The organism is Photorhabdus aballayi (assembly GCF_026153155.1).
Classification (GTDB): domain Bacteria; phylum Pseudomonadota; class Gammaproteobacteria; order Enterobacterales; family Enterobacteriaceae; genus Photorhabdus; species Photorhabdus luminescens.
Genome location: NZ_JAPFCD010000061.1, coordinates 1 through 13758, shown reverse-complemented (window position 1 = coordinate 13758; position 13758 = coordinate 1). Strand labels below are relative to the sequence as shown.

Here is a 13758-nt window from a genome sequence, read left to right as displayed (position 1 = left end):
TTTCAAGAGTCGCTATTGTACGCTGTGAATCTGTTGGGATCTACCTGTGGATAATGTGGTTATAACAAATTTTATTTTATGGCTTAATTGTTCGCATGATCGGGTTTTGTAAGGAGATCAAGGTTTCTGTTGATTGAATTTCATCGATAGTTTGTATTTTGTTGATAAGTACATCTTGAAGGGATTCAATTGAACGGCACATAACTTTAATAAAGATGCTGTAGTGGCCTGTTGTGTAGTAAACCTCAACCACTTCATCTAGGTTATCTAGTTTTTTCAGAGCTGATGGGTAATCTTTAGCACTCTTAAGAATAATGCCAATAAAGCAACACACATCATAACCAAGTTGTTTCGTGCTGATATCCACTCTGGTACCGGTGATGATTCCTGCTTGCTTCATTTTTTCCACACGAACATGAATTGTTCCTGGGCTGACTGCAAATTTCTTTGCTAGTTCGGCATAAGGTGTGCGTGCGTTGCCCATTAAAGCGTGAAGTATGTCACGGTCTAGATTGTCGATCTGATAAATTTCCGCCATTTTCAGCCTCGTTTTTTAATGAATTTTCATTTTTTTAGTCTTAAAAATGAATTTTATGAATCATAAAGGCTATTTTTATTAAAGTATATTGAATTTATCTATCATTTTATTGCTTAATGTTTCCAACAGGACATCAGGGCCACCTAAAAAATTAGAGAATAACATTATGAAAAAGTCGTTTATTGAAAAGCAGCAACAAATCAGTTTCGTGAAATCCTTCTTTTCCCGTCTGCTGGAAAGCAAACTGGGTCTGATTGAAGTGCAAGGGCCAATCCTTAGTTGTTTGGGAGATGGTATTCAGGACAACTTGTCTGGCCATGAAAAAGCTGTTCAGGTAAAAGTAAAAACTTTACCGGATTCAACTTTCGAAGTCGTGCATTCGTTGGCTAAATGGAAACGTAAAACTCTGGGTCGTTTTGGCTTTCAGTCTGAACAAGGGCTTTACACTCATATGAAAGCATTGCGTCCGGATGAGGATCGCTTAACACCAATTCACTCTGTTTATGTTGATCAATGGGATTGGGAAAAAGTGATGGGAGATGGGCAACGTTCACTTGCTTATCTTAAACAGACAGTCGGTAAAATTTACGAAGCAATAAAAGAAACAGAAAAAGCTGTCAGCAAAGAGTTTGGTCTGGCACCGTTCCTGCCAGATCAAATTCACTTTGTTCATAGTGAAACGCTTTTGAGCCGTTATCCGGATCTGGATGCAAAAGGTCGTGAACGTGCTATTGCTAAAGAATTGGGTGCTGTTTTCCTCATAGGTATTGGTGCGAAATTATCCGATGGTCAATCTCATGATGTCCGTGCGCCTGATTATGATGACTGGACGACACCAAACTGTGATGGTTTTGCTGGTCTAAACGGCGACATCATTGTCTGGAACCCTGTTTTGGAAGATGCCTTTGAAATCTCTTCTATGGGTATCCGTGTTGATGCAGAAGCACTGGAGCGTCAGTTAGCACTGACTGGTGATGAAGAGCGTTTACAATATGATTGGCATCAGGCGTTACTCAAAGGTGACATGCCACAGTCGATTGGTGGTGGTATCGGTCAATCTCGTTTAGTGATGTTACTACTGCAAATGAAACATATAGGTCAGGTTCAATGCAGTATTTGGTCACCAGAAGTACGCGAAACTGTAGAAGATATGCTTTGATTCAATTAGTGACGCCATTTTCGCTGTAAACGGCTTTTAAGTCCGGTATCAAAGCGCCAGATATGATCGAATATCCGCATGATATCGGGCTTGCCATATTGGGACATGGAGACCGCATGGAAGCGGTGTTGCTGATGCAGTTGCAGATTTTTTATCTGATGGATTAGTGAGTCCGGCAGACGCTGGGCAATGAAATCTGAGATAACAACAGCATCAGCATTTTTCCAATGTTGTTCTTTCATTTTTTCTATTGTGCTTGTCAGACAGAAAGTGAGGTCTGTCCCTCCTTTGAAAGTCTGGCTAAGAAAACGAATAGCTTGCTCCAGACCATCTGGTGAGGATAGTTCATAGTGCACAATTTCTGTCGTAAATAGCATGATATGACAGTTACGATTATCAGCTAGAGCGATGCGTAACAGTGCCAGACAAAAGGCTTTGGCGCATTTTTCATTAAATCTCCCCATAGAACCAGAAGTATCGACACAAATAATAAATGGCCCTCGTGGTTTTTCTTCTTGGCTATAATGAGTAACTGGCCGTAATGTTGTTTTTTCTTGCCAGTTATCCCCTTGTAAGCGATAGGTCAGGAGTTTTTTTTCTACTAATTTGCGATAAAATTCGTATTCCAGATCTTCAATTCCTAATATCGCCAATTCTACCGGTAATAGACGTAGAATATCATCACTTTGTCCGATTCCATTTACCTGTTCAGGAACCGTATCGGGTGTTCGTTCGATTGTGGTAAATGGTTCGAGAAAATGATTTTCCTGTGGTTTTGATTTTGCAGATTGGCTGCGTCCAAGTAATTGAGCTAATTTTTCCAGTTCCGGCTGTTGGCGAAGAAATTCACTATAGCGAATCAATAACTGATTATCATTTTGGGAATGATTTAACTGATTTTTACTCATATCCCATAATCGCCCTGCTGCCCTATCATTTTCACTAAGAACAGGATCTAGATTACCGCTTAGTGTCAGCCTTTGTTGCAATTCTGCCAGTAGTTGCTCTTTTTCTTGTTCCAGTAATTGCTTATGGAAAGTTGTGGTTTGCAGGATCAAACTGATCCTCCATCGTTGAATAAATAGGGTTTGTAATGTATTTGAATCAGCAATGATGTTGGTTGCGAGTTTCTGTGCTTCTTCACTAAAAGGGGATTCAATTCGATTCAGGGTTTCTGAGATATCGGGAAGTTTAAGGTAAAAATGATTTGTGTTGGCAGGCAGTAATTGTTGATATAACTGAAATTCTTCTGCCAGAGTTGCAGGAATGAGCGCTTCTTTAATCCTTTGCTGTAAATCGTGTTTCCAGCCAGGGACATCTTTTAATAGCGCACGCTTCAAGCGAGGATGTTTTTCAAAAAAAATAGCTAATTGAGGTGAAGCTAAAAGCGTTAATATGATCTCTTCTATTATCTCTCCCTCGTTTATTGATAGTAAAAGATCGAGGGTTGTCAGGCTAATCATTTAATTAGTTGCCTATTTTTATTTTCAACTGATTAATTTTATCGGCTAACTGGATAAAACTCTGCTCTATTGTGGCAAGCCAATGACTTTCAATAAACAGACATGGCTGATGCTGATTAAACAGTTGGTGTTGGTGATGGATTTCTTGATTAATTTTTTCCAATTTTTCCAGCCACTCGTTGTTTTCTTCGTTTTGCTGATGCTGATGGTTTGGTAAATATAGCGTGGATGAACGACGGCTGATATCAAAAATCTCTGGCTGATGTGCTGAATTAACTTCGGCTGCTATGTTTTGTGGGAAACCAATGCCGTTCAGACGGGCTGATAGTTCTCCGCCTTTGTTTATCCAGATATTCAACGTTTTTTTTTCCAACTCAATGAAATTGACTTTAATATCATGGAGATGAAGAGGTAGATGTAGAAATAGAATCAATTTTTCTTCATTGATATGATCGGGTAGCGAATATTGTATTTTATGTCCAAACAGACGGGTTTGTTTTTCCAGTTTTAACGCTTGCTGATCATTTTTATCCTGACGGGCTTGAGTCCATTGATGATAGAGCGAATCAATTTTTTGAGATAATACTCTTTGCTGATATGCCTGTTCGGTGATGAGAGTATTCAGATACTGAGGTAATAATTTAAAAGAGTGAAGATCATGCCACAAACAATCTTTTAGCAATATTAAATCAAGAGGAGATATTTCTTTTCTGCCATTAAAGAAAGCACTGGCTTGTAATAAATGCATGGCTTTCTTCCAGCGCCGATCTGAAACGTAAGGTGAATGTTCTGTTGCATCAAGTTGCTGGCGTAGATGATAAATAATATCAAAACAACTATCTGGTAGAACGACTTTATCAATCTCCTTTTGCCATTGGTAAAATTCTTCACTTGTTATCTGAATATCTGTCGGGACGGGGTTGTCATTTTCATTTTTGTGGCTAGTGAGTAACGCTCGGAAATTCTTTTTATCCTGAATTTTATCTAACCAGATACGAATTAGCATTCTGTCATAGAGTGCTTCCAGGCTGTTATCTGCTTCAGGCAGCTCATTGGATGCTGTTACAAGTAATCGCATTGGAATTTTCTCTTCTATATCCCCATTTCTGAATTTTCTTTCATTAATTGCAGTCAGTAGGGTATTTAGAATTGCCGGACCGGCTTTCCATATTTCATCAAGGAAGACAATTTCAGTTTCAGGTAAATATCCGTTGGTTAGGCGTTGGTAACGTCCTTCTTCTTTCAGTGCTTGAATAGAAAGAGGACCGAAAATTTCTTCGGGGGTTGAGAAACGAGTCATCAGATATTCAAATGCTCTGGCATCACGAAACGCAAATTTCAATCGGCGGGCTATCAAACTTTTTGCGATACCTGGAGGACCGAGAAGAAAAACACTTTCCCCACATAATGCTGCTAGCAAACATAAACGAATAGTCTGTTGTCTTTCGTACAGACCACTTTCCAGATAGTGACTTAAGTTAACTATTTTTTCTGCTAATAGCATAATTCGTACCAATATTATCTGTTGGATTAGATAAAACCTAATTAGCCTTCTCCATAGATTTTAATCATTATTTGTTGATACAGACAATATTTATCTTAAAAATCGATTCAGCATCAAATATTCAATAAGTTAGCATTTATCTTCATTTCTTTTATTATCGAAACGTTTCGATAGCGATCACACTTTTGTATCACTAATGTTGTATTTTAAATATTACTTTCTATATTACTAAATAGCGAAACGTTTCGCTAATGGAATAAAAAAATGAAAAAAGGTGTATTACTTAATTCTGAAATTTCAGCCGTAATTTCTCAGCTAGGGCATACTGACCAGATTACAATTGGTGATGCTGGATTACCAATTCCTTCTTTAGCCCAGCGGATTGATTTAGCGCTAACCCAGGGAATTCCCAGCCTTATATCCGTTCTTAATGTCGTTACACAAGAAATGCAGATTGAAGCTGCATTTTTAGCTGAGGAGATAATTGACCATAATCCTTTGATACATCAATTAATATTAACTCAAATTAAAGAGCTTGAGAAACAGCAAGGGAATTCAATTACTGTAGACTATATTAGCCATAATATGTTGAAAGAGAAAACAAAACATAGCCGAGCGGTGATTCGCACAGGAGAGCATTCTCCTTATGCCAATATTATCCTTTGTGCTGGTGTGACTTTCTGAGGTGATGATGCAGCCTGTACTGGAACTAAAAGGAATTGGTAAATCTTTTCCTGGTGTCAAGGCATTATCTGACGCGGCACTACGTGTTTACCCGGGTAAAGTGATGGCGCTGGTAGGGGAGAATGGTGCAGGTAAATCCACGATGATGAAAGTGTTGACTGGAATATATACCAGAGATACAGGTACGGTTCATTATCTAGGAAAAGAAGTGATTTTTTCTGGCCCTAGCTCCTCTCAGAAAGCGGGGATCGGGATTATCCATCAGGAATTAAATCTTATTCCTCAACTGACCATTGCTGAAAATATTTTTCTGGGACGTGAATTTGTTAATAAATTCGGGGCGATTGACTGGAGAAAAATGTATCTGGAAGCAGATCGCCTGTTAAAAAAATTAAATTTGAATTACAGCAGTCACCGTTTAGTAACGGAACTTTCTATCGGTGACCAGCAAATGGTTGAAATCGCTAAAGTGCTGAGTTTTAAATCCAAAGTTATCATTATGGATGAGCCAACTGATGCGCTGACCGATACAGAAACTCAATCATTATTTCGTGTAATACATGAACTAAAATCTCAGGGATGTGGCATTGTTTATATCTCCCATCGCTTGAGAGAAATTTTTGAAATTTGCGATGATGTGACGGTATTTCGTGATGGGCAATTTATTGGTGAAAAGCCGGTAAAAGAGCTAAAAGAAGAGACTCTGATTGAAATGATGGTTGGGCGAAAACTGGAAGATCAGTATCCTCGCTTGAATTTACCTCGGGGTAAAAAACGACTTGAAGTTAAGCAGATTTCTGGTCCCGGAGTGACAAATGCCAGTTTTTCCCTATATAGCGGGGAAATTTTGGGCATATCAGGTCTGATGGGGGCTGGCCGCACTGAATTGGTGAAAATTCTTTATGGTGCGTTGCCAAAAACTCAAGGGCAAATCACGCTGGATGGAACTCCCATTGTAATTCGTAATCCTCAGGATGGGTTAGCGTGTGGGATTGTTTATATTTCAGAAGATCGTAAACGTGATGGCTTAGTTTTGGGAATGTCAATTAAAGAGAATATGTCTCTTACTGCCTTACGTTATTTCAGTAATCGGTTAGGTGGTCTTAATCATAAAGAAGAACAGAGTGCAGTTAGTGACTTTATTAAATTGTTTAGTATCAAGACACCTTCAATGGAACAAGCTATTGGTTTACTTTCTGGCGGTAATCAGCAAAAAGTAGCTATTGCTCGTGGATTAATGACCAGACCAAAAGTTCTTATTCTGGATGAACCTACGCGTGGTGTAGATGTTGGCGCAAAAAAAGAAATTTACCAGTTAATTAATCAATTCAAGAAGGAGGGGCTAAGTATCATTCTCGTTTCTTCCGAAATGCCAGAAGTGATAGGAATGAGTGACCGTATTTTGGTTATGTGTGAAGGCCATATCAGCGGAGAATTTTTTGCTGAACAGGTAACTCAAGAAGTTTTGATGGCGGCTGCTGTAGGCAAACAACAATATATACCCTATGGATTTCAAGGTGCATCGCGACGGCAAGGGAGCGAATCCCCGGGAAGAACTATGTGACCGGGGTGAGTAAGTGCAGCCAACAAAGAGGCAACTTGAAAGATAACGGGTATAGAGCGATTCAGGAGTAATTCAGTATGAATTCTAATATATCACCAACATTTAAACGTTGGTTTACTAAAGAGTGGTTACTGAAACAAAAATCACTGATTACATTGTTAGTGCTGATAGCAGTAGTTTCTTCTCTTAGCCAAAATTTTTTCACTTTGAATAACTTGTTTAATATTCTGCAACAGACGTCAGTCAATGCCATTATGGCCGTTGGGATGACATTAGTTATCCTGACATCGGGTATTGACCTGTCTGTTGGTTCATTATTGGCGTTAACAGGTGCAATAGCCGCTTCATTAGTTGGTATGGAAGTTAATGCTCTGGTAGCTATTGTAAGTGCTTTGGCTTTAGGTGCTGCAATTGGTGCTTGTACAGGAATAATAATTGCTAAAGGCAAAGTACAGGCTTTTATTGCCACTCTGGTCATGATGTTGTTACTTCGTGGAATCACTCGTGTCTATACTGATGGTAGCCCAATAAATACAGGATTCAGTGATAATGCGGATCTGTTTGGTTGGTTTGGTATTGGCCGTCCACTGGGAATTCCTACTCCAATATGGCTGATGTTGATAGTTTTTGTTATCGCATGGTATATCCTGCATCACACCCGTTTAGGTCGTTATATTTATGCCTTGGGGGGGAATGAATCGGCTACCCGTTTATCTGGTATCAATATCGATAAAATTAAAATTATCGTTTACTCCTTATGCGGCTTACTAACGGCATTGGCAAGTATTATTGAAGTCGCTCGTCTTTCTTCCGCTCAACCAATGGCGGGAGGCGGTTATGAATTAGATGCTATTGCTGCCGTAGTTCTGGGAGGAACTCGCCTGGCTGGTGGTAAGGGATTAATTATTGGTACTTTGATTGGTGCGCTAATCCTCGGTTTTTTAAACAATGGCTTAAACTTATTAGGTATTTCTTCTAACTATCAGATGATTGTTAAAGCAATTGTAATATTGTTGGCAGTTCTGGTTGATAACAAAAGTGGTAAATAACCTCACCCTACAGGAAATAACACGATGAAAATGAAGAAATTAGTCACAATTTTATCTGCTGTTGCGCTAAGTATGACTATAAGTGTAAATGCATTGGCGAAAGACACTATCGCGTTAGTCATTTCTACACTGAATAATCCATTCTTTGTGACAATGAAAGATAGCGCTCAAAAGGAAGCGGATAAGTTGGGTTATAACCTAATTGTATTGGATTCTCAGGATAATCCAGCGAAAGAATTAGCTAATGTTCAAGATTTGACGGTACGTGGTACTAAACTCATGTTAATTAACCCGACTGACTCCGATGCTGTTGGTAATGCCATTATTATGGCTAACAATGCCAAAATTCCGGTCATTACTCTAGATCGGATAGCGAATAAAGGTACTGTTGTTAGTCATATTGCTTCTGATAACCGCTTGGGTGGTAAAATAGCGGGTGATTTTATCGCCGAAAAATTGGGGAATGGGGCCAAAATTATTCAGCTAGAAGGTATTGCTGGTACTTCTGCCGCCCGTGAACGTGGTGAAGGGTTTAATAAGGTAGTGCAGGAACATAAATTCAGTGTGTTGGCTAGTCAGCCTGCTGATTTCGATCGTACCAAGGGACTAAACGTTATGCAGAACTTACTGACAGCTCATCCGGCTGTACAAGCTGTATTTGCTCAGAATGATGAAATGGCATTAGGTGCTTTGCGTGCCTTACAGACAGCAGGTAAAAGTGATGTATTAGTTGTTGGTTTTGATGGTACTGAAGATGGTATAGAAGCTGTTCAAAGAGGAAAACTAGGAGCGACAATCGCTCAGCGTCCTGATCAAATTGGTATCGTGGGTATTCAGACTGCAAATAAAGTGCTGAAAGGCGAAAAAGTTGAAGCCGTCATCCCTGTGGAATTGGAGTTAGTTATTAAAAAATAAATCGGTATTTGTGCCGTTACTCATTGATGGTGGTGACGGCATAATTGAAAAGGAATAAATGTAATGAGTACAGCAAAACTTGCGGTGCTTGGCAGCATTAATGCTGACCATATTTTGAATCTTAAGTCATTCCCTCGTCCAGGGGAAACGGTGATTGGGGAACAATATCAGGTTGCTTTTGGTGGGAAAGGCGCTAATCAGGCGGTAGCAGCAGGCCGCAGCGGTGCTGATATTACATTTATTGCTTGTGTTGGTGAGGACGATATTGGTTTTCGTATCTGTCAGCAATTGGCAAAGGATAATATTAAAACTTCTGGCATTGAAGTGATTAAAGGAGAAACAACGGGTGTAGCGTTGATTTTCGTTAATCAGCAAGGTGAAAACGTTATTGGTATCAATGCAGGCGCTAATGCAGCGCTGACACCAGAATATTTCTATCGTTACCAAAATATTATTGAGGAAGCAGATGTATTGTTAATGCAACTTGAATCTCCATTGGAAACAGTACAACTTGCGGCAACAATAGCTAAACAAAATAATACAAAAGTAATACTCAATCCGGCGCCGGCCCGAAAATTATCTGATCAATTGCTCTCGCTGGTGGATATCATTACACCGAATGAAACTGAAGCGGAATATCTCACTGGAATTAAAGTAGAAAATGATTCAGATGCGGAAAATGCGGCTCAAATATTGCATGATAAAGGTATTGAAACGGTAATTATCACATTGGGTCGCCGTGGCGTGTGGTTGAGTGAAAGAGGTCAGAAAGGAAAAATTGTTCCGGGATTTAAAGTTAACGTTGTAGATACTGTTGCGGCAGGAGATACTTTCAACGGTGCGCTGGTGACAGCATTGTTGGAAAGAAAATCCATGTTATCTGCCATACGATTTGCTCATTCTGCTGCTGCGATAGCGGTAACCCGTCAGGGAGCTCAGCCTTCCGTCCCGTGGCGAAATGAAATTGATGCATTTTTAACTGAACAGGACTAACTGTGGCTACAATGAAAGATGTTGCTCGTTTTGCAGGCGTTTCTACATCAACTGTATCTCATGTTATTAATAATAATCGTTATGTCAGTGATGGTGTAAAAAAGAAAGTTAATGATGCGATTGAACAATTGAATTATGCTCCATCAGCGCTTGCACGAAGTCTTAAGATCAAGCAAACCAAAACCATTGGTATGCTGGTAACGACCAGTAATAATCCTTTTTATGCTGAAATTGTAAGAGGGGTTGAACGAAGTTGTTATGAGCGTGGTTACAGTCTTATCTTGTGTAATACAGAAGGTGATGCCAAACGAATGGATTACAGCATGGAAACTTTGCTGCAAAAGCGAGTAGATGGGGTGCTGATTATGTGTACTGAAAATCAACATAGCTCCTGTGATGTTTTACGCCGTTATCCTCCTTTACCGATGGTTATGATGGATTGGTCTCCATTTGAGATTGTCAGCGATATTATTCAGGATAATTCCTTGTTAGGAGGTGAGATAGCTACTAATCACCTTATTAGCTGTGGTTTTAAAAAAATAGCTTGTATTGCAGGTCCACAAGATAAAACGCCTGCTAATCATCGATTACAGGGATATAGGAAGGCAATGGTAAACGCTGGCCTTATTATTCCTGACGGATATGAAATTTACAGTGATTTTGAATTTGCTGGTGGTTTTGAATCAATGCAGAAATTACTGCAACATCCAGAACCGCCAGAAGCTGTTTTTGCCGGAAATGATGCAATGGCCGTTGGCGCTTATCAGGCTCTGTACCAGGCGGGGCTTTCTGTGCCGGATGATATTTCCATTATTGGTTATGATGATATCGATCTTGCCCCTTATATGATTCCACCATTGACAACCATTCATCAGCCAAAAGATGAATTAGGAAAGCTCGCTGTTGATACTTTGCTTTATCGGATGAATAACCCAAAGAGTGATCCTAAATTGTTAGTATTAACTCCAACGCTGATTGAACGTAGCTCAGTTTTTCGTCCTTAAGTGTCCTTTTTCTTGAGCATATTATCTCCATCTTCCTTATGTAATAACAGGAAGGTGGAAGAAGCGAGTAAAGTGATTATTCCTACGGTAATAAAAGTGCTGTGGAAATGATCAACAACCGTTCCATAAGGCATAGACTCATAGAAACGAAGAATAGCTGCACTTACAGCAACACCGAAGCTAATAGATAACTGCTGAGTTACAGCTAATAAACTATTTCCTGAACTGGCATTATTGTCGGTTAAATCAGCTAAAGTAATGGTATTCATTGAAGTAAATTGAATGGATACAGCCATACCCAGTAAAAATAGTGGAATAGTTAAAAGTACAGTAGGCATTTCTGGTGATTGTAGTGAAAATTGAGAAATCATTAATCCAATAATGATTGTTATGCTAACCAGCGTCTTACGATATCCAAATCGGGCTAATACATTGGTAACGAAAGATTTGGCTAAAACAGAACCGATAGCTGTTGGCGCCATCATCATTCCGGCAATGACGGCTGAATAACCAAACCCAACTTGTAGCATCAAAGGCATCAGAAAAGGCATGCAACCAGTTCCCAGGCGTGTAACAATATTACCGATAATACCAATGGAAAATGTGCGAATACGGAATAAATTCAGACTAATAAGGGGTTGGGTTTGTTTTCTAGCATGCATTAGATAACCAAATAATATCATAAAACCACCAACCATAATTGTCAGAGGTATATAGCCTGGTAACGAACTCTCCCCTAGTAAATCCAAACTGATAGAAACCATTATTAAACTCAGTCCAAAAAGTATGAAACCGAAGAAGTCGAATGAACGTTTTGGCATCGTAAAATTAGGCATATGCTTTTTAGCATAAATAATCCCCAATAAACCGATTGGAATATTGATAATAAATATCCAGTGCCAGGTAGCATAAGTGACTAATAACCCACCGAGCATAGGACCAAGAATTGGCCCTACTAACCCTGGCATGGTGACAAAATTCATAACAGGTAGAAGTTCGCTGCGCGGGTACGCACGTAATAAAGCAAGGCGGGCAACTGGCATCATCATTGCGCCGCCAATTCCTTGAATTACGCGAGAAACAACTAGAAAAGCCAAATTGCCTGACAAAGCACAAGCAAGGGAGCCTAAAGAAAACAAGGATACAGCAAACATAAATATCCGGCGGGTACCGAAACGATCAGCTAACCAACCGCTGACTGGAATTAGCAAAGCAACAGTCAGAGTATAGCTGACAACAGCAGATTGCATCGCAAGAGGTGAATGTTTGAGGCTTTCAGCAATAGCGGGTAATGCTGTGTTGAGAATTGTTGCATCTAAGGCTTGCATAAAGAAAGCTATTGCAGCAATCCAGGGTAGCCCCGCCATATTACGAGCGGTTTTTACCATTAATAGTCCTGCTTATTTTATTTAGCCAATGTTTGATTAGATATTAATCTAAAACACTACTATATAAGATTATTCGCGCTCTGTTAATAACTTTTGACAAGCTAGAAGTGCATTGTGACTGTCACCTTGGATGATTGAATTAGCAATTGTTTTATGAGTTTCCAGTTTTACGACTTTATCGGAAATAATAGCTTCGAAGTAGTTCTGGTAAACTAGATGAAATAAGTTGGCAAAAGAGCATAAGAATGGATTTCCACAAGATTTGTAAATGGTATAGTGAAACTGGTAATCAATCTCTATCCATTTTTCCCGGTTAAAATCTTCTTCTAGTAGATACATTTCATCTACTATCTGTAAGAGCTGCTTCTTTTGTTTTTGTGTAGCATTTTGTGCAGCAAGAAAGCAAGCTTGTGGTTCTATTGCTAGTCTTACTATATGGAAATGTTCGACCACTTGACTAAGGTTGTCACGATTCATCCACCACTTTAATAAATCCTGATCAAGGAAGTTCCAATGAATCGTTGGCATGATTCGAGTACCAATACGTGGGCGAGGTAATAGCATACCTTTGGCTGCAAGTATTTTTATTGCTTCACGAACAGAAGTTCTGCTGACGTCAAATTGTTCAGCGAGTTTTATTTCACCAGGAAGGATAGTTTCAGCTTTATATTCACCAGACAAAATCTGTTGTCCGATTTTTTCAGCTAAAAAATAAGAAAGATTTTTCTGGGAAGCTTTTCTTTGTTCTTTAAATTGCATAGTAGATTTGAACCCTTTCCCGCATTTGTCTACTTAATAGTACGTTAGTTTGGGAATAATTATTGTCGACGCTATCAATTTCGTATAAAAAAAAAGCAAAAATGCGGGTTTTGTTGAAAAAAACTGCGAACGGCCATTTTTTTTCAATAAATACTTGCCAGCGTCAAAGAACTCCCTATAATGCGCCACCACTGACCGACACAACGCTGATAAACATTGTGAGGTCGGGCAGAGAAAAAGCGAATAAGCGCTTGACTCTGCGGGCGAAAAGCGTAGTATACGCAGCCCGGCTGAACGAGAATGTTAATTTTTATGTCAGCCTGCTCTTTAACAATTAATCAGACAATCTGTGTGGGCACTCACAAGACCGTATCACAAAAAAATACGTTTTAAAGTCTTGAAGAGTGAACAGCAGTTAATTCATTACGAACTAATTTAGTGACGTTATTTTGGCAGGATAACGCGAAGGCAAGCGAGCAACACCGAGACAGTACTTCAGTACGGCGAGGTGTAGCGCAGTGAAGCCGACAAAGTTAGCCAAACAAAAGAGCGTTAATCAGTGAATTCTTTGAGCATCAAGCTTTCAATTGAAGAGTTTGATCATGGCTCAGATTGAACGCTGGCGGCAGGCCTAACACATGCAAGTCGAGCGGTAACAGGAAAGTGCTTGCACTTTCGCTGACGAGCGGCGGACGGGTGAGTAATGTCTGGGGATCTGCCCGATGGCGGGGGATAACC

12 protein-coding genes and 1 rRNA gene are annotated in these 13758 nt (G+C 39.6%); 8 read left to right on the top strand and 5 right to left on the bottom strand.

The features are described from left to right. Positions 1-76: 76 nt before the first annotated feature. A complete protein-coding gene (gene asnC, locus OO184_RS21100) occupies positions 77-538 on the bottom strand; it encodes a transcriptional regulator AsnC (protein ID WP_049585026.1) in 462 nt (153 codons plus the stop codon). Between the two features lie 166 nt (positions 539-704). Between asnC and asnA the strand changes: the two genes are divergently transcribed. After that, a complete protein-coding gene (asnA, locus tag OO184_RS21095; RefSeq protein WP_265380872.1) occupies positions 705-1697 on the top strand; it encodes an aspartate--ammonia ligase in 993 nt (330 codons plus the stop codon). 5 nt (positions 1698-1702) lie between these two features. Here the strand turns inward: asnA and viaA are convergent, their stop codons facing one another. Then, the gene (viaA, locus tag OO184_RS21090; RefSeq protein WP_265380871.1) at positions 1703-3160 is read right to left on the bottom strand and encodes an ATPase RavA stimulator ViaA; all 1458 of its coding nucleotides are present in this window, start codon (positions 3158-3160) and stop codon (positions 1703-1705) included. Between the two features lie 4 nt (positions 3161-3164). Continuing rightward, positions 3165-4676, bottom strand: coding sequence for an ATPase RavA (gene ravA, locus OO184_RS21085; protein ID WP_376712597.1), 1512 nt, complete (start codon positions 4674-4676; stop codon positions 3165-3167). 252 nt (positions 4677-4928) lie between these two features. Here ravA and rbsD point away from each other — a divergent pair, with 252 nt between their 5' ends. From rbsD to rbsR, 6 genes are all read left to right on the top strand, one after another. Next, complete coding sequence (gene rbsD, locus OO184_RS21080) at positions 4929-5348, top strand: D-ribose pyranase (protein WP_265380869.1); 420 nt, start codon at positions 4929-4931, stop codon at positions 5346-5348. A gap of 7 nt (positions 5349-5355) precedes the next feature. Further along, positions 5356-6912: a ribose ABC transporter ATP-binding protein RbsA gene (rbsA, locus tag OO184_RS21075; RefSeq protein ID WP_265380883.1), complete on the top strand. Its 1557-nt coding sequence runs from the start codon at positions 5356-5358 to the stop codon at positions 6910-6912. A gap of 77 nt (positions 6913-6989) precedes the next feature. After that, positions 6990-7961, top strand: a complete 972-nt coding sequence (gene rbsC, locus OO184_RS21070; RefSeq protein WP_265380868.1) for a ribose ABC transporter permease — start codon at positions 6990-6992, stop codon at positions 7959-7961. Positions 7962-7985: 24 nt separating this feature from the next. Then, the gene (gene rbsB, locus OO184_RS21065; RefSeq protein ID WP_265380867.1) at positions 7986-8876 is read left to right on the top strand and encodes a ribose ABC transporter substrate-binding protein RbsB; all 891 of its coding nucleotides are present in this window, start codon (positions 7986-7988) and stop codon (positions 8874-8876) included. 63 nt (positions 8877-8939) lie between these two features. Then, entirely contained in the window at positions 8940-9869 is a 930-nt protein-coding gene (gene rbsK / locus OO184_RS21060; protein ID WP_265380866.1) for a ribokinase, read from the top strand. A 2-nt stretch (positions 9870-9871) separates the two neighbouring features. Continuing rightward, complete coding sequence (gene rbsR / locus OO184_RS21055) at positions 9872-10873, top strand: ribose operon transcriptional repressor RbsR (protein ID WP_265380865.1); 1002 nt, start codon at positions 9872-9874, stop codon at positions 10871-10873. Here the strand turns inward: rbsR and mdtD are convergent. Both mdtD and OO184_RS21045 read right to left on the bottom strand, forming a co-directional pair. After that, a complete protein-coding gene (gene mdtD, locus OO184_RS21050) occupies positions 10870-12261 on the bottom strand; it encodes a multidrug transporter subunit MdtD (RefSeq protein WP_088372739.1) in 1392 nt (463 codons plus the stop codon). The two genes, rbsR and mdtD, sit on opposite strands and share 4 nt — an antisense overlap. A gap of 69 nt (positions 12262-12330) precedes the next feature. Further along, complete coding sequence (locus OO184_RS21045) at positions 12331-13020, bottom strand: FadR/GntR family transcriptional regulator (RefSeq protein WP_265380864.1); 690 nt, start codon at positions 13018-13020, stop codon at positions 12331-12333. 584 nt (positions 13021-13604) lie between these two features. On the opposite strand from OO184_RS21045, the gene OO184_RS21040 reads away from it, so the two are divergent. Then, positions 13605-13758, top strand: a 16S ribosomal RNA gene (locus OO184_RS21040); the annotation flags it as partial.

What these genes read in the sequence shown, in the direction of transcription:
- mdtD (WP_088372739.1), bottom strand. Translation starts at nt 12,261, where the DNA reads ATGGTAAAAACCGCTCGTAATATGGCGGGGCTACCCTGGATTGCTGCA.
- OO184_RS21045 (WP_265380864.1), bottom strand. Translation starts at nt 13,020, where the DNA reads ATGCAATTTAAAGAACAAAGAAAAGCTTCCCAGAAAAATCTTTCTTAT.
- viaA (WP_265380871.1), bottom strand. Translation starts at nt 3,160, where the DNA reads ATGATTAGCCTGACAACCCTCGATCTTTTACTATCAATAAACGAGGGA.
- rbsD (WP_265380869.1), top strand. Translation starts at nt 4,929, where the DNA reads ATGAAAAAAGGTGTATTACTTAATTCTGAAATTTCAGCCGTAATTTCT.
- asnC (WP_049585026.1), bottom strand. Translation starts at nt 538, where the DNA reads ATGGCGGAAATTTATCAGATCGACAATCTAGACCGTGACATACTTCAC.
- asnA (WP_265380872.1), top strand. Translation starts at nt 705, where the DNA reads ATGAAAAAGTCGTTTATTGAAAAGCAGCAACAAATCAGTTTCGTGAAA.
- rbsA (WP_265380883.1), top strand. Translation starts at nt 5,356, where the DNA reads ATGCAGCCTGTACTGGAACTAAAAGGAATTGGTAAATCTTTTCCTGGT.
- rbsK (WP_265380866.1), top strand. Translation starts at nt 8,940, where the DNA reads ATGAGTACAGCAAAACTTGCGGTGCTTGGCAGCATTAATGCTGACCAT.
- rbsC (WP_265380868.1), top strand. Translation starts at nt 6,990, where the DNA reads ATGAATTCTAATATATCACCAACATTTAAACGTTGGTTTACTAAAGAG.
- rbsB (WP_265380867.1), top strand. Translation starts at nt 7,986, where the DNA reads ATGAAAATGAAGAAATTAGTCACAATTTTATCTGCTGTTGCGCTAAGT.